Genomic DNA, 18,247 nt, shown 5'->3' on the forward strand with positions numbered 1-18,247 from the left:
CGGCCTGCGCCCGCAACCTTTTGCCCCCTGCCCGCTGTTAGCTTGTCTATGCCCAAAAATGACGCTCTGCAAGTGGCCGCCCCCGCGGCTGACCCGATTGACCAACTCGACCCCCGCGAGTTCATCCTCATCAAAAATGCCCGGGTTCACAACCTGAAAAACCTGAGCGTGGCCCTGCCCCGCAACCAATTCATTGTCGTCACGGGCCTCTCGGGCTCGGGCAAATCCAGCTTGGCCTTCGATACTTTGTACGCTGAGGGCCAGCGCATGTACGTGGAGAGTCTGAGCAGCTACGCCCGGCAGTTCCTGGGCCGCATGGACAAGCCCGACGTGGACTACATCCGCGGTATTTCGCCGGCCATCGCCATCGAGCAGAAGGTCAGCATCAAGAACAACCGCTCGACGGTGGGCACCAGCACCGAGATTTACGACTACCTCAAGCTGCTGTTTGCCCGGGTGGGGCGCACGTTTTCGCCCGTTAGCGGCGTGCAGGTGCAAAAGGATAACGTGGCCGACGTGGTAGATTTTTTGGGGGCCCTACCCGAGGGCACCCGGGCAATGATTTTGGCCCCGCTGCCGCCCCTGGCCCCGGGCCGTACACTTCTCAAGGAGCTGGACTTGCTGCTGCAAAAAGGCTACAGCCGCGTGGTGGTGGGCGACGAAACAGCTTTTATCGAAGACTTGCTGGCCGTGGGGGCCCCGGAGCCGAAAGGGGAGGTGTTCATCATGATTGACCGCGCCGTGCTGCACCCCGGCGACGAAGACCTATTATTTCGCCTCTCAGATTCGGTGCAGACCGCGTTTTTCGAGGGCCACGGCACCTGCCTGCTGCGCCTGGACGATGAGACGCGCACGTTCTCCGACAAGTTTGAGCTGGACGGTGTGACGTTCGAGGAGCCGAGCGTCAACTTCTTCTCCTTCAACAACCCGTACGGCGCCTGCCGCACCTGCGAGGGCTTCGGCTCGGTGCTGGGCATCGACGAGGATTTGGTGATTCCGGACAAGAGCATGACGGTGTACGAGGGCGCCATCGCGCCCTGGCGCACCGAAAAGCAGGGCGAGTGGCTGAAGCCGCTGCTGAAAAACGGCATCCGCTTCGACTTTCCCATCCACCGCCCCTACAGCGACCTGAGCGAGGCCGAGCAGCGCCTACTGTGGACCGGCAACAAGCACTTTCAGGGCCTCGACGCCTACTTTAAATGGGTAAGTGAGCAGAGCCATAAAATCCAGTACCGGGTGCTGCAAAGCCGCTACCGGGGCCGTACCGTGTGCCCCGACTGCCGCGGTACCCGCCTGCGCAAAGACGCGCAGTACGTGAAAATTGACGGCCGCAGCATTGCCGACGTGGTGCTGCTGCCCATCTCGGGGGCCCTGGAGTTCTTCGCTGGCATGGCCCTGAGCGCGCACGAAGCCAAAGTGGCCGAGCGCCTCGTGACGGAAATCACCAACCGCCTGGGCTACCTCAACCGCGTGGGCCTGGGATACCTCACCCTCAACCGCTTGAGCAACACGCTGAGCGGCGGCGAGAGCCAGCGCATTTCGCTGGCCACGTCGCTGGGCTCGGCGCTGGTGGGTTCGATGTACGTGCTCGACGAGCCCAGCATCGGCCTGCACCCCAAGGACGCTGAGCAGCTGATTGGCGTGCTGCGCTCGTTGCAAGAACTCGGTAATACCGTGGTGGTGGTGGAGCACGAGGAGAAGATGATGGAGGCCGCCGACCAGATCATCGACATCGGCCCCGAGGCCGGCAGCGGCGGCGGCCACCTCATGTTCCAGGGCACGTACCCCGAGCTGCTGCGCGACACGGCCACTTACACCGGCAAGTACCTCAGCGGGGCCCTGGCGGTGCACGTGCCCGCCGTGCGCCGCCCCTGGCGCAACGCCCTGGAGCTGACCGGGGCCCGCGAAAACAACCTCAAGAACGTAAGCGTGAAAGTGCCGCTCGGCGTGATGACCGTCGTTACGGGCGTGTCGGGCTCGGGCAAGTCCACGCTCATCAAGCGCATCCTGGCCCCGGCCCTGATGAAGCAGCTGGGCGGCGGCGCGGGCGAAAGCACTGGCAAGTTCGACAAGCTGACCGGCGTGCAGGGCCAGGTATCGCACGTCGAGTTCGTGGACCAAAACCCCATCGGCAAGTCGTCGCGCTCCAACCCCGTCACCTACGTGAAGGCCTACGACGCCATCCGCACGCTGTTTTCGGAGCAGCCGCTGGCCAAGGCGCGGGGCTTCAAGCCGTCGCACTTCTCGTTCAACGTCGACGGGGGCCGCTGCGAGGTGTGCCAGGGCGAGGGCCAGGTGAAGATTGAGATGCAGTTCATGGCCGACATCTACCTGACCTGCGAAAGCTGCGGCGGCCGCAAGTTCAAGCAGGACGTGCTGGACGTGAAATTTCAGGACAAAGGCATCGACGAAGTGCTGGAGCTGACCGTGGCCGACGCCGTGCAGTTCTTCAAAAGCCAGCCCAAAGTGGCCGAGCGCCTTCAGCCACTGGAGGACGTGGGCCTGGGCTACATCCGCCTCGGGCAGTCGGCCAACACGCTGAGCGGCGGCGAGGCCCAGCGCGTGAAGCTGGCCTCGTTCCTCACCAAAGGCGCTACGTTGCAGCAGGATAAGATCCTGTTCATCTTCGACGAGCCCAGCACCGGCCTGCACTTCCACGACATTGCCAAGCTACTGGGGGCCCTGAATGCGCTGATTGAGCAGGGCAACTCGGTGCTCATCATCGAGCACAACGTGGACATCATCAAGTGCGCCGACTGGCTGATTGATTTGGGCCCCGAAGGCGGCCTCAACGGCGGCCACCTGCTCTTCGAAGGTACGCCCGAGGAACTGGTGAAGCTGAAGGACACAAACCACACGGCCCGCTTCCTGGCCGACAAAGTATAGGGCCCCATGCAGCTCGGCACCGAAGCCACCGTGGCGGTGGGCACCCCCGATACGGTGCTGGTGAGCACCGCCGCGGCCGGCACGGCGCAGGTGGTTTTTGAAGACGACGGCACCACCGGCTACTTCTACGCCGTGGCGCCGGGGCCCGAAACGACCATGCTCGACGCGCTGCACGTGTACGACGTGGCCGATGTGGCCGACCGGCATATCCCCGTGGCGGTGCAGCTGTTCTGGACGGTGGGGGAAACGGGGGCCGCGCTCGTCATCAACGGCCACTGCCACGCCCTGTACGACTTCCAGCGCCGGGCCGGGTTCTGCCGCAACGCCTTCCCGCCGGCGCCCCATGGCCAGGTGCCCAAGCGCGAGCTAACCGACGAGTTGGTAGAGCAGTACTTCGGGGCCTGAGCCCGCTACTGGCCGCGCCGGCGCATTTCCTGCCGCCGCATGGGCATCTTGTCCACCGTGCCGAACAGGTCGTCGGGCGCCAGGGGCGTGGCGCTGGTGCGCTTGGCCCCGCCGTCTTTGCCCACCAGCACTACGCCAAACGCGGGCGGCCGCAGGCCCAGGCGCTGCGCCAGCTGGTGGTCGGTGGGGCTCAGCTGGTCGTAAAACACATCCAGTACCCGAAGGTCGCGCGCTTGCAGCTGGTCGGCGGCTGCGGCCAGCAGGGCTTTTTGGCGCTTGAAGTCGGGGTGCTCGGCGCTGGGGGCCCCCACCAGCAGGAAGCGGCGTTGGTCGCGGCCGGCGCGCAGGGCCTGTTGCAACGGCGTCGCGTTGGGCGTTTGGGCCGCCGCCCAGGGCAGGGGCCCCAGGAGCGCGGCCAGGAGGAAACAGAAATATTTCACGATGAGTTGTTTTTTTAAAAAGACCCGTTAACCTTGTGGCCCCATAGGGCAACGCAAAGCCAACAAAAGTCGCCGGCTTTGGCGGTTAGTGGCTGGGTTCGCCGGTGGAAAGCTGCTGCTGGGCGAGCAGGCCCCGGAGCTGGTCGATTGGGTGGGCGTCCAATCAAACTAGGGTTGCTGCTTTGTTCGTAACTGTTCCCCTCATCGCCTTCGCAGCAATGTCCTCCGCCCATTCCCACCCGCCCGACCACTACGCAACTCCCGAACGTTCGGCCACCGGCCGCGCGTGGCGCTGGCTGGCGGCGGCGGCCATTTTCGGCAACATTTTCCTCAATTACTACTCCAACACCCACCCGCTGAACGGGCAGACCATGGGTGCCGTGTCGGCCAAGTACCCGACGCTGCTGACGCCGGCGGGCTACGCGTTCAGCATTTGGGGCGTGATTTTCCTGGGCCTGACCATTTATGCGGTGTGGCAACTGCTGCCCGCCCAGCGCCTGCTCTCGCTGCCCGATGCGCTGGCTAAGCCCTTGGCCCTGGCCAACGTGGCCACCGGCGCGTGGGTGGTGCTGTTTGCCTACGAGCTGATTTTGCCCAGCGTGGGCGTGATGCTGGTTATTCTGGGCACGCTCGTGGCGGCCTACGGGCGGGCCCGGCGGCGGGTGCTGGCCCAGGCGGCCCCGGCCTGGGCCAGCCTGCCAGTGGCCTTGTACCTGGGCTGGATTTCGGTGGCCTCGGTCATCAACATTACCATTGGGTTCCGGCAATTGGGGTGGCAGCCCGTGCAAGGCGGTGCCATTGTGCTGGCGCTAAGTCTGCTAGTGGTGGTGGTGGCCCTAGCGCTCCTCATCAGCCGGGTATTTCAAGAAGTGGCGTTTCCATTGGTCATTGCCTGGGCCCTGGTGGCCATTTGGGTGGTGCGGCTGCGCGAAGTGCCCGAACTGGGATGGGCCGCACTGGCTGGGGCGGCCGTGGCGGCTATCGGCGGCTTCGCACTGTCGCGGGTGGGCCGCCACCGGCAGCCGTGGGAAATTGCCACGGCCGCCGCCGAAGCCGAAAACGCCGCCCTGGCCCGCCGCCGGGCCGCGGCTGAGCCAGCGCCGCCCACCCAAAAGCCCGCATAGCGCGCGCCGCGTAGCTTTGCGGGGTCTCACCCCTACTTTGTGCTATGCGCCAAAACTTCGTTGCCGGCAACTGGAAAATGAACCTTGCCTACCCAGGGGCTCTCGCGCTGATTTCAGAAATTGTTGACCAGCTGGGCGCTGCCACGCCCACCGACCCGGTGGTGGTGGTGTGCCCCCCGTTTCCATTTTTGGCTGGGGTAGGCGAAAAATTGCCCAAAGGCGGCACCGTGCACCTGGGGGCCCAAAACTGCCACCAGAAAGAAAGCGGCGCCTTCACCGGCGAAGTGGCCGCCCCGATGCTGGCCTCGGTGGGCTGCGAATACGTGATTTTGGGCCATTCGGAGCGACGCCAGCAATTCCGCGAAGACGACGTGCTGCTGGGCCAGAAGCTGAAGGCCGCCCTGGCTGCCGGCCTCAAGCCCATTTTCTGCGTCGGCGAGTCGCTCGAAACCCGCGAGTCCGATGAAACCTTTGACTTCATCGCCAAGCAGTTGAAGGACGGCTTGTTTCACCTTAGCAACGAGGAATTTGCCCAGATTGTCATCGCCTACGAGCCCGTGTGGGCCATCGGCACTGGCAAAACCGCCACCAGCGCTCAGGCGCAGGAAGTGCACGCCTTCATCCGCGAGCAAGTGGCCCGCGCCTACACCGGCGCCGCCGCCGCCGACGTGTCCATCCTCTACGGCGGCTCGGCCAACGCCCAGAACGCCCGCGAGCTGTTCAGCCAGCCCGACGTGGACGGCGGCCTCATCGGCGGCGCTTCGCTGAAGGCGGCCGATTTTGTGACCATCGTTCGGTCGTTTTAAGAACCTATCACAATAGGGTGTCATGCCAAGCCTGTCGAAGCACCTCTCCCGCGTTACTAACTCAATCAGCAGGATTACTTGTATGGTAGAGATGCTTCGACAGGCTTAGCATGACCGTTTTCCTGTTTTCTGTTCGGATAATCTCTAGGCACTAGGGCCCGCTTTTTGCTTTGGGGCCCCCGTAGCTTTTTCGTGCTTTAACCCCTTGCCTGCCCGTGTTTTTCTCCTTTCTCTGCGCGGCGCTGCTGGCGCTGGGGGCCCCGCTCATGGCCACGCCGGGCGCCGGGGCCCCTAAGCTAGAAACCCGCCGGCCGGCCTCCGCGGCCCGGCACGGCTCCGTCGACCCGTGCAAGGTGTACGGCTCCATCTACCTCGAAACCGACCCGACGCGGCGCAACGGCTGCTTCGGCATCGTGTACGTGGAGCCTGACCAGGCCTTTGCCGATTTGCTGGTGTTCAAGGAAGAAAACAAGCTCTTTGCCGATAAGGCCGGGCTCTGGGCCGAAGCCCCCAACCGTGACTTCGCCGACTATGTGCTGTTCGTGACGCCCACCCGCGGCTTGGCTGATTTCACGATTCACTACACGCCGGTGCGCTCCTTCGCAGGCTGCAAAACGCAGTAAGCAAGCAGGTTAAAAATGTAAGCCGTTAGCAAGCCGCTTCCTTTGGGAGGCGGCTTTTTTTGTGGCAGGATACTGCGGGGCCCCAGGGCGCCCGAACGGCCGTATTTTGCCGCCGATGGAATTAGAACTACGCCACCTCTCCAAATCCTTTGGGCCCAAAACCGTGCTGCGCGACGTCAGCCTGACGGCCCGCACTGGCTACTGCGTGGGCGTGCTGGGCCGCAACGGCGCCGGCAAAAGCACACTCTTCAACCTGCTTACCAACGTACTGCTGCCCAGCCAGGGCCAGATTATTATCGATGGCGCGGGGCTGGGCGAAACCTTCCCCGTGGCCGTGAAGCACCGCATGGGGGCCCTCGTCAACCAAGGCTATTTGGTGGAAGAGCTCACGGCCGAGGAGTACTTACAGTTCGTAGCCCGCATCTACGCGCTGCCCGATGCCCAGGCCCGCATTGCCAGCCTGCTGGGCCACCTGCTCGAAGACTACGACACTGTGCACCGCAAGCGCCTGAGTACGTTCTCTACCGGCATGAAGCAGCGCGTGGCCATTGCCTCGTGCCTGCTGCACCGCCCCGAGCTATTGATTCTCGACGAGCCCTTCAACGGCCTCGACGTGTTTGCCGCCGACCGCGTGCTGGGCCTGCTGCGCAGCTACCAGCCGCAGGCCCTCACCTTCGTCTCGTCGCACAACCTGGCCCACATCGAGCAGCTGGCCACCCACTTACTAGTGATTGACGAGAGCGAAGTGAAATTCTGGGGCACGATGGAAGGGTTCGCGCACGGCGAGCGCGCCGCCCTCGGCGATGCCCTGCTCCAGCTGCTGCACCCGGCCACCAACCAAGCCCAGGACCTAACATGGCTGACCGCGCAACGCTAGGGCCCCCGGCCCCGGCGGGCCGGCTCGGCCACTTCCTGCCCTACCTGCTGGGCCGCCGCCTACGGGCCGTGCTCTGGCCCGCCGATGGCGGCGAACGCACCGGGACCCTGCTGCTGCTGGCCCTCACGGCCCTCTACGGCGTGGGCCTGGGCTTCCTGCTGAACCACACCAATGCGCTGGCTTCGGCCGGGGGCTCCGGCAAGCTATTGCTGAGCTTGAACGCTACCCTGCTGGCCTCGGCGCTGTTCGTCGATTTCCTGCCCGCCGTGCGGCCCGTTACCCGGGTGGTGCCGGAGCATTTTCCGGTTTCGGCCCGCTGGAACGTAGCCGCGGCTTTCCTGCTCGATTTCATCACCCTGCGCCGGCTGCTCATTCTCGTGCTGCTGCTGGCAGCGCTGGCCGTGGCACCCCGGCAGGCCGGCACCACGGGCTTTAGCCTGCTGCTGGTGCTGGGAGCCACTGCGTTCAGCTTCAACCTGCGGCTGCTGCTGGCGCTGCGGCGCTGGCGGCACCCGCTGCTGCCGGCCCACCTGGCCAGCCTGGGGCTGATGCTGTGGTGGCTGACCCACCCGGCCGCGGCCTATGCGCCGGCGCTGGGTCTGGGCATGGCCCTGCTGCCGTGGGCGCTGGGGGCGGCGCAGCTGGCCTGGCTGGGGCCCTATTTTAGCTCCCCCTTCCTGCCCGATGCGGTGGCTCCGGCAGTAGCTGGGGCCCCGGCCGGGGCCCTATTGAGCCGCCTGCCGCCCGAGCACCGTGCCTACTTGCGTCGGACGTGGGGCCTGCTGCTGCTGGGCCTGGCGCTGAAAATCCTGCTGCTGGGCCTTGCCCGCTGGCAACTGGCCGAAGGGCTGGGCATCGACAAGCAGTTCACTTTCTACCTGGGCTTGGCGGGCATCAGCGGCTTCACGTACATTAATAATAACCTGTTCGGCTTCATGCAAGGGCTGGCGGCCAACGAACTGCTGCGCCTGGGTCTTACGCCGCGCGTATTGCAGTACCTGCGGCTGGTGGTGCCAGTGGTGGTGCTCGATGGCTTGCTGAGCGTGCTACTGGTGCTGGCGCTGTTCCCCAGCACGGTGTGGCCCTACCTGGGGCTGGTGCCGCTCTACGCTCTGGCCCTCACCAGCGTGGGCCTGTGGAGTTCCCTCTACCAGGCCAAGGCGGTGAGCAAGGCCATCAATTTTTCCAACGTCAACAAAAACAACAGCGTGCTGATGGGCCTGGTGACCGTGGTCGCAGCGGCCGCGCTGTACTTTCTGCCTTGGTGGTGGGCGCGCGTGGCGCTGGCGCTGGCCATCACGGCATCGGCTTGGTGGCCGGTGCGCGCCGTGCTGCGCAACGACGGGGCCCTACGCCGGCGGCTGTGGCGCGGCATCGGGGCCTGATTTTTCGGCGACCTTTGCGGCTACAAAAGGAATTAAAAGTTAAAAATGAAGAATTAAAAATGGTCGAATCCGACCATAAATCCACTCATTTTTAATTTTTAATTCTTCATTTTTAATTCCTTTTCCCGCATGGACTTTATTGAACTGACCGTTGAGGCCCCCCGCGAGCTGGCCGACATCCTGGTGGCCGAGCTGGGCGAAGTGGGCTTCGACACCTTCGAAGACAACGACGCCGGCTTCTGCGCCTACACCACCGAGGCCGCGTTCGACCCCGACGGCGTGGCCGAAATCATGGCCCGCTACGAGGCCCTGGGCGAACTGAGCCACGCGCACCGCGTTATCACCCGCCAAAACTGGAACGCCGAGTGGGAGAAAAACTTCCAGCCGCTCATCATCGCCGAGCGGGTGTCGGTGCGGGCCCCGTTTCACCCCCAGCCCGCGGGCGTCGATTACGACATCGTGATTATGCCGCGCATGTCGTTCGGCACGGGCCACCACGAAACCACGGCCCTGATGATTGAAAACCAGCTCGATATCGACCACCGCGGGCTGCGCGTGCTCGACATGGGCTGCGGCACGGGCATCCTGGCCATCATGGCCGAAATGCTGGGGGCCCGCCAGGTGCTGGCCGTCGACGTGGAGCCCTGGACCGTAGAAAACGCCGCCGACAACGCCGCCGAAAACCAGTGCCGCACCATCGAGTGCCGCCTGGGCGGGGTGGAAGTGCTGGCCGGCGAAGCGCCCTTCGACCTCATCCTGGCCAACATTAACCGCAACGTGCTGCTCGAAGACATGCACGCCTACGCCGCCCTGCTGCCCAGCGGCAAACCCATTCTATTCAGCGGCTTCTACGAGGAAGACTTGGATAAAATAAAGAATGAAGCGACGCGCCACGGCCTCGTTTACCAGCGCCACCGCACCCTGCGGAGCTGGGTATCGGCAATTTTTGTGAAAGCTTGAGAAAATTATAACATATCAAGATATTTCTCTTAAATATTTGATAGTAAATTGGTTGAAATATAATAATTAGGGCCCCGGGCACGTTTTGGCTGGTACGGCGCGTTGCCGCGCCAGCCAGGCGGGCCGGTGGGCAGGGCAGATGTCCCGGCAATTTCCGAAATTGTAGCCCCGACGCTGCACCTGCGCTATCAATCCTTGGGGCGCGGCGGGTTTTAGATTGCTATTGCTATGAGATATCTCCTTGTTGTGGCCGCGTTGGCGGCCGGTGTGTGGGGCAGTGGACGGCCGGCGGCGGCCCAATCGCTGCCGGCGGCCAAGGCCGCGGCCACGCCGCCCGCGGGCCCCGTCCGCGGCCGGCTCTCGTCCGAGCCCGCCCAGTTCATGGTGGACGTGCAGGCCATGCTGGCCAGCACCAACAACGCCCCGGCGAAGGCTGTGGGGGCCCAACTCCAGCAGCTGTGGGGCAGCAGCAGCTTCACGGGGCCCCAGCAGGCGCGCATCGTGGAGGTGTCGCAGGCCATGCTGGCCAAGAAATTCCGGCCCCGGCCGCAGTTCGAAACGTTTTTTAAGGCCCTGATTGGCGCGGCCACCACGGCCAAGCTCAGCCCCGCGCAACTCGACCAGTACCTCGACGTGCTGGCCCAAACGCTGGATAAGGAGCCAGTGGCAGAAACCGACAAGTTTTTCATCTCCAGCAGCCGGTTCCTGAACGGGGGCTACCTGTACCGCTCGGGCTTTAACTCGCTGCGGGCGGCGGGCGGCACCGTGTCGTTTGCCTATTCGCCCATCGCGGCCCCGGTTTCCAACCTGGAGTTTGGGGCCCCCGCGCCGGTGAAAGACGAGCCGCTGCCGGCCGCCAAGCCCACGGCCAAAACTGCCCCTAAGGCAGCCGCCAAACCTGTAGCTAAAAAGAAGAAGTCCAGCAGCGGCTGGGACACGTCTGACCTGTGGTCATCGCCATCGGCCAGCAGCGGCTGGGGCGATAAGGACGACGGCTGGGGCAAGGCCGACGACGGCTGGGGGGCCCCCGCCAAGAAAAAAGCGCCGGCCAAAAAAGCCGTAGCCAAGACGGCCCCCAAAGCCGGGGCCCCCGCCAACGCCGCGCCCGCCAAGCCCACTGCAACCGCCAGCGCGCCGGCCGCCAACCCCGCCGATTTTGCGCCTAGCACGGCCGGCTTCGAGCCCAGCGCCAGCTACGATACCTACTCGCCGCCACCCACCCGGGGCGCCGTAATGGTGATAAAAGACGCCGATTTGGTGATGGCTACGGCCGGCGACTCGGTGGCGCTGCACCAAGTGAGTGGCACGGTGGTGCCCGGCACCAGCCGCTTCGTGGGCACGGGTGGCCAGTTTGGTTGGACGGTGAAGAACAACCCCGTGACAGCCGTGCTCGGCGGGTTCGACTTCGACCTGAGCAAGCCCGAATTCACGGCCCAGCCCGTGACGCTGACCTACGCCGCCCTGCTCGAAGCGCCCGTGAAGGGGGCCCTGAGCTACCGCAGCGTGCGCCGCAAACCCGGCGCCGCCGACAACGGCTACCCGCGCTTCATCTCCCTCACCAACGACGCCCGCTTGAAAAGCCTGGGCGGCAACATTGCCTACCGGGGCGGCATCTCGCTGGCCGGCAGCCGCTTGCTGAGCGCGGCGCTCGACGGTTCACTAGCTACACTGGTGGTGAGCGAGGGCGGCCAGCGCAAGTTCCGGGCCGCCTCGCGGGCTTATATCCTTAGCGACTCGATGATAACAGCCGGCCGCGCGGCCATTACCATCTACCAGGGCCAGGACTCGCTGACGCACCCCGGGGTAGCGGTGCGCTACCTGCGCGACAAGCAGCTGCTGCGCCTCTCACGGGAGGACGGGTTGTATAAGAACACGCCGTTTAATGACTCGTACCACAAGCTCGAAATCCGCTCCGAGCAGCTCACCTGGGACCTGCACCAACCCACCATCAACTTCGAAGTGCTGACGGCCAAGAACCAGCAAACGGCCGATTTTGAGAGCCAGGAATTCTACACCGATTCGCGCTACCAGCAGATTAAAAGCATCAACCGGCTGCATCCGCTGCAAATGCTGGTGGGCTACAGCCAGGAACACGGCAACGCCCGTACCCTGAACGTGAGCGACATTGCCACCGACCTGAACACGGCTGAAGGCAACCTGCGCAGCGCCATGGCTGGCCTCGCCCGCGAAGGCTACGTGCAGTGGAATGGCCAGACAGGTGCTGTTACCATCCTGCCCAAGGGCCTGCACTACGTGGCCTCGGCCCGCAACCGCAAGGACTACGACCACTTGGCCATCAAGTCGTTGTCGGGCGCTGGGCGCAACGCCACCCTCAACCTGGCCACCAACGAGCTGCTCATCCGTGGGGTGGACCGGTTCAACTTCACCGACGACTCGCTGGCCGTGTACGTGCGGCCCGACAGCAGCCTGGTGCGGGTGCAGAAGAACCGCAACATCAAGTTCAGCGGCACGGTGGTGGCGGCGGCCATGCGCTTTAAAGGCAAGGAATTTGCCTTCGACTACGACGGGTTTTACGTCGACATGGCCAAGATTGACTCGATGGTCATTCGCAGCCAGCCCAAGAAAGTGGCCGGCAAGAGCAACAACGGCAAACACTTCGACTTCGCCCTCACCAACCGGGGCAAGGTGTCGAGCGGCCGGCTGTTTCTGAACGACCCGCGCAACAAGTCGGGCCGCAAGAAAAAGCCGAACTTCCCGGCCTTCGATTCCAAGACCGGGGCCAGCGTATTCTTCGGTAAGCAGGACGTGCTGGGCGGGGCCTATGACTCGACGATGGTGTTTGACATCCCGCCGTTCCGCCTCGATTCGCTCAACAACCTGGGCCAAACGGCCAGCGGCTTCGACGGCACGTTCCGCAGCGGCGGCGTCATCCCGGACATCAAAACCAAGCTCACCCCGCAGCCCGACGGCTCGCTGGGCTTCGTGTACGATGTGCCGAAGGAAGGCTTTCCGCTCTATAAGGGCAAGGGGCGCGTGTTCAACAAAGTGAAGCTCGACAGCCGCGGCCTGCAAGCCGATGGCACCGTAAAGTACCAGAGCGGCACGTTCACCTCGGACCGATTCACGTTTTACCGCGACTCGGTGGTGACGGAGGGCAAGACCGGCGAAATTGCGGCCCGCAACTCGGCCGGCGTCAACTCGCCGCGCATGGCCTTGCCAGCTGGCTACCTCATGAACTGGGTCGTTAAGGCCGACTCGATGTACCTGACCACGCCCCGCGCCGGGGCCCCCATCAAGCTCTACGCCAACGACGCCTACAGCTTCCGGGGCCGGGCGCTGCTCACGCCCAAGGGCACCGGTGGCGACGGCCGCCTCGACGGGCCCCAGTCTTTCATCAAATCGCCCGACTTCACGTTTAAAACCGACGGCTACAGCGGCCGCAAGGCCACGCTGAGCGTGAAATCGGCCGAGGCCAACAAGCCTGCCCTCACCGCCAACGAGGTGGCGTTCCAGTACGATTTGAAGAAAGGCTACGCCGATTTCTCGCGCGAGCCCGGCAGCAAGGCCAGTATCGACCTGCCGTATTCGCAGTTCAGCACCACGCTCAGCGGCGGGCGCTGGGACTTCAAGAAGAAGTCGGTGCAGCTGCGCGTGGCCCCGGGGGCCGATTCCACCAAGTCGTATTTCTACGCCACCGGCGCGGCCCAGCACGGGCTAAAGTTTCGGGCCGCTACCGGCGTGTACGACCTGGCCCGTTACCGCTTGCAGGCCGGCGGCGTGCCCTACATCGCCTCCGCCGATGCCTGGATTGTGCCCGATTCGGGCCGGGTGAGCATCCTGGCCAACGCTCAGATCACAACCCTGCGCAACGCGGGCGTGGTACTCGATTCGCTGGCCAAGTTCCACCACCTCTACAAGGGAAACATCAAGGTGGCGTCGCGCGATGCCTTTACTGGCGACGCGCTGTACAGCTTCAAAACGGTGCGCGACTCGTTCGCCCTCAAGTTCACCAACTTCGCCAGCGACTCGTCGGTGGTGGCCGCGGCACGCAAAAACGGCGGCCTGTTCAAGAAAAAAGCGGTGGCTGCCGACGCGGCGGGTCCCGTCCAGGGCCTAGCTACAATAGCCGTGGCCACGGTGCAGACGAATACCAAGTTTCTGCTGGCCCCGCGCATAGGCTACCGCGGCGATGTGAAGCTGAACTCGCAAAAGCGGGGCCTGATCTTCGACGGCCAGGTGCAGCTGCAGTTCGGCAAGGACTTGGCCCGGGCCCAGTGGTTCCCGGTGAAGGACAGCATCGACCCCAAGAATATTACCCTGACGCTGCGCGACGCCAAAACCGAAGACGGCTCGCCGCTGGTAACCGGCCTGTTCCTGTCTGACCAGTCGAACAGCGTGTATCCGCTCTACGCATCGGCACTGCCCAACGAGACGGACGTGCCGCTGTTCACCGTCGATGGCAAGCTGCACTACGATGCCAAGCAGGGCCTGTTCACCATCTCGCGCAACGACCTGACCGACGCCAACCGCTACGACGGCGCCGTGATGACCTACAAGGACTCGACGGGCCAGATGGGCTTCCGGGGCCCCCTCACGTTCATTAAGTCAACCAAAGAATACCGCATGGTGGGCAGTGGCGTGGGCGTGGCCAACCCTGACAGCGCCGCCTACCGCGTAGATGCCCTGCTGGGCCTCGACATCGTGATGCCCGCCAAGGCCTTGGATGTGCTCGGTACCGAAATGGTGGCCGTGACCAAGGGCTCGCCCGAGGCCCTGGACGGCTCGCCCAACGAGCTGTACAAGCTGGGCGAATTCGTGGGCAGCAAGGGCGTAGAAACCTACCTGAGCAACAAAGGCCAGGCCGTGGCGCTGGCCAAGCTCAGCCCCAAGCTGGCCCACACCCTGCTGCTGAGCCGCGTGAACCTGCGCTGGAACGACAAGAAAAAAGCCTGGTATTCGGTGGGTAAAATTGGGGTGGCCGGCGTAGGCAAGCAAAGCCTGAACGCGCTGGTGGACGGCTATGTCGAAATCAAGCGCAACAACTCGACCGACGAAGTGGAGATTTACCTCGAAGCCGATTCGCAGGATTGGTACTACTTCAAGTACGCCAACAACCTGCTGCTGACCAAGAGCCAGAGCGAAAACTACGACGGCGAAATCACGAAGGCCCAGAAAGGCGACTACAACACGGCCCTGAACTACGGGGTCTTCTTGGGCGACTTTGGCGATGTGGACGGCTTCCGCAGCCGCTTCCAGCGCGACTACCTGGGCCAGAGTGGCAAGCTGGCCGCCCGCGCCGCCGCGCCGCCTAAGGCCGAAGAGCCGACGGTGGATACTAGCAAGAAGAAGAAAAAAGCCAAGGACAACGACCCCTTCAGCAGCGGCGAAATCACCGACGCCAGCGCCCCGCCGGCGGTGGAATCGTCTAAGAAGAAGCGAAAGGAGCCAACGCTGGAGGCCGCTACCCCAGCGGAGGAGGCCCCCCGGAAGAAGAAAAAGTCCAAGGGCGACGACCCCTTCGGCGACGCCGAAACCGTGGGTACTGCCGCCACGCCTGCGGCTGGGGCCCCCGAGAAGAAAACAGTTCCTGTGCCGGCCGCCGCACCAGCTGGTGCCGCCCCGGCACCAGCCGCGGCAACTCCTACGGCGGCCACCCAAACCCCCGCCGCTACAATTCCGGCCGCTGCTGCGCCGGTAAATAAAGAGGCTGTAGCCACCCGCCCAGCGGATGCCGCTGCACCCGCCGAGGAGTCGGCCAAGGAGTCGAAGAAAAAGAAGAAGGACAAGGAGCAGGCCGCGGCCGCCGATGCCGACGCGGCCCCCACCGAGGCCCCGGTGGACGATGCCCCAAAAAAAAAGAAGAAGAAAAAAGGCGCGACCGAAGACCCCTTCGGGGATTCGTAAGCCAGCCGAAAAGGCCCCGTTGCAGTGCAGCGGGGCCTTTTTTAGGGCCCTGGAGGGGGGCAAGGCCTGCTGTACCTTTGCCCAACTATGAATATTCCTTTACTGCTGCTAGCCTTGCTGGCGGCGTACCTGCTCGGTTCCATTCCCACGGCGCTGTGGGTGGGCCGCCGCTTTTTCGGCCTGGACGACATTCGCCAGCACGGCTCCGGCAACGCCGGGGCCACCAACACCTTCCGGGTGCTGGGCAAAAAAGCCGGCTCGGCCGTGATGGCTATTGATGTGCTGAAGGGCTACGTGGCCACGGCCCTGCCCGCGTGGCTGGCGGTGGCCCCCAGCGGCTCGGGGCCCCTGCTGTACGCGCAGCTGGGCGCCGGGGCCCTGGCGGTGCTGGGGCACATCTACCCGGTGTGGGCCCAGTTCCGGGGCGGCAAGGGCGTGGCCACCATCTTGGGCATGATGCTGGCGCTGGCCCCGGCCACGGTGGGCATGTGCGTGCTGGTGTTTTTGACCATGCTAGCGCTGTTTCGCTACGTGTCGCTGGCCAGCATGACGGCCGGCCTGGCCTTTGCGCTGCTCCAGCTGCTGCCCACGTTTCGGCCGGCACAGCCGCTGCTGCTGTGGGTGGGGTTCGCCATTGCCGCCCTGCTCGTGTACACCCACCGCGCCAACATCGGGCGGTTGCGCGCCGGCACCGAAAGCCGGGTGCCCATGCCCTGGGCCCGGTAGCTTCGTCCCGCCGGTAGGTAATGGGAGAAGTAAAGCCGCTGCCCGGCTTCTATTTTGCCGTTTCTCGCTCCTTCTTTTCCATGCCCTCAATGCACCCCTTTCCCCGCCTCGAAACCCCGCGCCTGGTATTGCGCGAGCTGGCCGATGCCGACATTCCGCGCATTGTGGCCCTGGCCAGCGACGAGGCCGTGGCCCGCAACACCCTCAACATGCCGCACCCGTACCGACCCGACTACGCCCAGAACTGGCTGAAAATTAGCCGGGAAGCACACGCGGTGGGCGCGGGCGTCACGTTTGCCATCGAGTTGCGGGCCACCGGCGAGTTCATTGGGGGCATCGGCCTCAAAATCGAGCCGCGCTTCGACCGCGCCGAAGTGGGTTACTGGCTGGGCGTGGCCTACTGGAACCAGGGCCTAATGACCGAGGCCCTGGCTGCTGTGCTGCGCTACGGCTTTGACGACTTGCTGCTGAATAAAATCCTGGCCAACCACACCACCCAAAACCCGGGCTCGGGGGCCGTGATGCTGAAAAACGGCATGGTGAAGGAGGGTGAATTGGTGGAGCACGTAAAGCGCGACGGCGAATACTACACCCTGGCCCAGTACCGCCTCACCCGGCGCGAGTACGCGCAACGCCTGGCCCGCGCCGGTGTCCTTTAGGCATTCCATTTGAAGCACGCTGGTACGACTACTTTTGCCCGACTATTGCTGATTTTTCACCATTCCCACCCACCCCATGGCCGTCTCTTACCTTGCCGATAACCAGCAGCGCTTTCTCGACGAATTGCTTGACTGGCTGCGCATCCCCAGCGTGTCGGCCGACCCCAAGTTCCACGGTGATGTGTTGCGGGCCGCTGATTTTCTCAAGGCCCGCCTCGAAGAAGCCGGCGTGCAAAATGTGGCCCTGTGCGAAACCGCCGGCAACCCCATCGTGTACGGCGACTACCTCACCGACCCCGCCCTGCCCACGGTGCTCGTGTACGGGCACTACGACGTGCAGCCCGCCGATCCGTACGAGCTGTGGCAATCGCCCCCGTTTGAGCCGGTTATCAAGGACGGCAAGATTTACGCCCGGGGGGCCTGCGACGACAAGGGCCAAGCCTATATGCACGTCAAAGCCTTCGAAATGATGATGCGCGACGGCCAGGGCGGCGTGCCGTGCAACATCAAGTTCATGATCGAGGGCGAAGAGGAAATTGGGTCCAATAACCTAGCCCTCTTTGTGCAAGCTAACAAGGAGAAGCTGCAAGCCGACGTCATCCTGCTCTCCGACACCGGTATTCTGGCCAACGATGTGCCTAGCATCGAGGTGGGCCTGCGGGGCCTCAGCTACCACGAAGTGGAAGTGACGGGCCCCAACCGCGACCTGCACTCGGGCCTCTACGGCGGGGCCGTGCAAAACCCTATCAACGCCCTATGCGCTATGATTGCCAGCCTGCACGACGAAAACGGGCACATCACCATCCCCGGTTTCTACGCCAACGTGGAGGAGCTGACGCCCGCGGCCCGTGCCGAGCTGGCCAAGGCGCCCTTCGACGAAGCCGATTTTGAGGCCAGCATCGGCCTGCCGGTGGCCTACGGCGAGGCCGGCTACAGCACGCCCGAGCGCACCAGCATCCGGCCCACGCTCGACGTGAACGGCATTTGGGGCGGCTACACCGGCGAGGGCGCCAAAACGGTGATTGCCTCGAAAGCCTTCGCCAAAATCTCGATGCGCCTCGTGCCGAACCAAACCAGCGACGAGATTACGGCCCTGTTCCAGCAGCACTTTGCCCGCATTGCCCCGGCCGGCGTCACGGTGCAGGTGCGCCCCCACCACGGCGGCGAGCCCGTCGTCACGCCCACCGATTCGGCCGCCTACCGCGCCGCCGCCGCCGCCATGGAAACCACCTTTGGCCGGGCCCCGGTGCCCGCGCGCGGGGGCGGCTCCATCCCCATCGTGGCCATGTTCAAGTCTGAGTTGGGCATCGATTCGGTGCTGCTCGGCTTCGGCCTCGACTCCGACGCTATTCACTCGCCTAACGAGCACTTCGGCGTATTTAACTTCCTGAAAGGCATCGAGACCATCCCGCACTTCTACCGCAACTACGCCGCCGCGGAAACGCGGTAGGGCCCCCAACTCAAAGCCCAAAAAGGCTCGGCTTCCCAACG

The 18,247-nt window shown here is 64.2% G+C and carries 13 protein-coding genes; 12 read left to right on the plus strand and 1 reads right to left on the minus strand.

Features of this window, described 5'->3' with window-relative positions; translation table 11 throughout:
- The first annotated feature begins 48 nt into the window (after positions 1 to 48).
- Together uvrA and AXW84_RS02700 are read left to right on the plus strand one after the other, a co-directional pair.
- Entirely contained in the window at positions 49 to 2,886 is a 2,838-nt protein-coding gene (gene uvrA, locus AXW84_RS02695; RefSeq protein ID WP_068228307.1) for an excinuclease ABC subunit UvrA, read from the plus strand.
- A 6-nt stretch (positions 2,887 to 2,892) separates the two neighbouring features.
- Entirely contained in the window at positions 2,893 to 3,291 is a 399-nt protein-coding gene (locus tag AXW84_RS02700; RefSeq protein WP_068228308.1) for a DUF2251 domain-containing protein, read from the plus strand.
- A gap of 5 nt (positions 3,292 to 3,296) precedes the next feature.
- On the opposite strand, the gene AXW84_RS02705 is transcribed toward AXW84_RS02700, so the two are convergent.
- Entirely contained in the window at positions 3,297 to 3,731 is a 435-nt protein-coding gene (locus tag AXW84_RS02705) for a DUF4174 domain-containing protein (RefSeq protein WP_068228309.1), read from the minus strand.
- 218 nt (positions 3,732 to 3,949) lie between these two features.
- Here AXW84_RS02705 and AXW84_RS02710 point away from each other — a divergent pair, with 218 nt between their 5' ends.
- The 10 genes from AXW84_RS02710 (at position 3,950) to AXW84_RS02755 (ending at position 18,206) form a co-directional block, all read left to right on the plus strand.
- A complete protein-coding gene (locus AXW84_RS02710; protein WP_068228312.1) occupies positions 3,950 to 4,855 on the plus strand; it encodes a tryptophan-rich sensory protein in 906 nt (301 codons plus the stop codon).
- Positions 4,856 to 4,899: 44 nt separating this feature from the next.
- Positions 4,900 to 5,661 carry a triose-phosphate isomerase gene (gene tpiA, locus AXW84_RS02715; protein ID WP_068228314.1) on the plus strand — a complete coding sequence of 254 codons (762 nt, stop codon included), beginning with the start codon at positions 4,900 to 4,902 and terminating at the stop codon, positions 5,659 to 5,661.
- Between the two features lie 215 nt (positions 5,662 to 5,876).
- Positions 5,877 to 6,284, plus strand: a complete 408-nt coding sequence (locus AXW84_RS02720; RefSeq protein WP_068228317.1) for a hypothetical protein — start codon at positions 5,877 to 5,879, stop codon at positions 6,282 to 6,284.
- Between the two features lie 115 nt (positions 6,285 to 6,399).
- On the plus strand, positions 6,400 to 7,161 hold the full coding sequence (locus tag AXW84_RS02725) for an ABC transporter ATP-binding protein (RefSeq protein ID WP_068228326.1): 762 nt from the start codon (positions 6,400 to 6,402) through the stop codon (positions 7,159 to 7,161).
- The gene (locus AXW84_RS02730; RefSeq protein ID WP_068228329.1) at positions 7,140 to 8,546 is read left to right on the plus strand and encodes a hypothetical protein; all 1,407 of its coding nucleotides are present in this window, start codon (positions 7,140 to 7,142) and stop codon (positions 8,544 to 8,546) included. The genes AXW84_RS02725 and AXW84_RS02730 overlap by 22 nt, the downstream gene beginning before the upstream one ends.
- A gap of 129 nt (positions 8,547 to 8,675) precedes the next feature.
- Positions 8,676 to 9,506: a 50S ribosomal protein L11 methyltransferase gene (prmA, locus tag AXW84_RS02735; RefSeq protein WP_068228335.1), complete on the plus strand. Its 831-nt coding sequence runs from the start codon at positions 8,676 to 8,678 to the stop codon at positions 9,504 to 9,506.
- 228 nt (positions 9,507 to 9,734) lie between these two features.
- Positions 9,735 to 15,371: a hypothetical protein gene (locus AXW84_RS02740; protein ID WP_157886771.1), complete on the plus strand. Its 5,637-nt coding sequence runs from the start codon at positions 9,735 to 9,737 to the stop codon at positions 15,369 to 15,371.
- Positions 15,372 to 15,458: 87 nt separating this feature from the next.
- Positions 15,459 to 16,097 carry a glycerol-3-phosphate 1-O-acyltransferase PlsY gene (gene plsY, locus AXW84_RS02745; protein ID WP_068228341.1) on the plus strand — a complete coding sequence of 213 codons (639 nt, stop codon included), beginning with the start codon at positions 15,459 to 15,461 and terminating at the stop codon, positions 16,095 to 16,097.
- Positions 16,098 to 16,186: 89 nt separating this feature from the next.
- Positions 16,187 to 16,756 carry a GNAT family N-acetyltransferase gene (locus AXW84_RS02750; RefSeq protein ID WP_068228344.1) on the plus strand — a complete coding sequence of 190 codons (570 nt, stop codon included), beginning with the start codon at positions 16,187 to 16,189 and terminating at the stop codon, positions 16,754 to 16,756.
- A gap of 76 nt (positions 16,757 to 16,832) precedes the next feature.
- Complete coding sequence (locus AXW84_RS02755; RefSeq protein WP_068228347.1) at positions 16,833 to 18,206, plus strand: dipeptidase; 1,374 nt, start codon at positions 16,833 to 16,835, stop codon at positions 18,204 to 18,206.
- The last annotated feature ends 41 nt before the right edge of the window (positions 18,207 to 18,247 follow it).

Origin of the sequence: Hymenobacter sp. PAMC 26628, from assembly GCF_001562275.1 — a bacterium.
Classification (GTDB): Bacteria; Bacteroidota; Bacteroidia; order Cytophagales; family Hymenobacteraceae; genus Hymenobacter.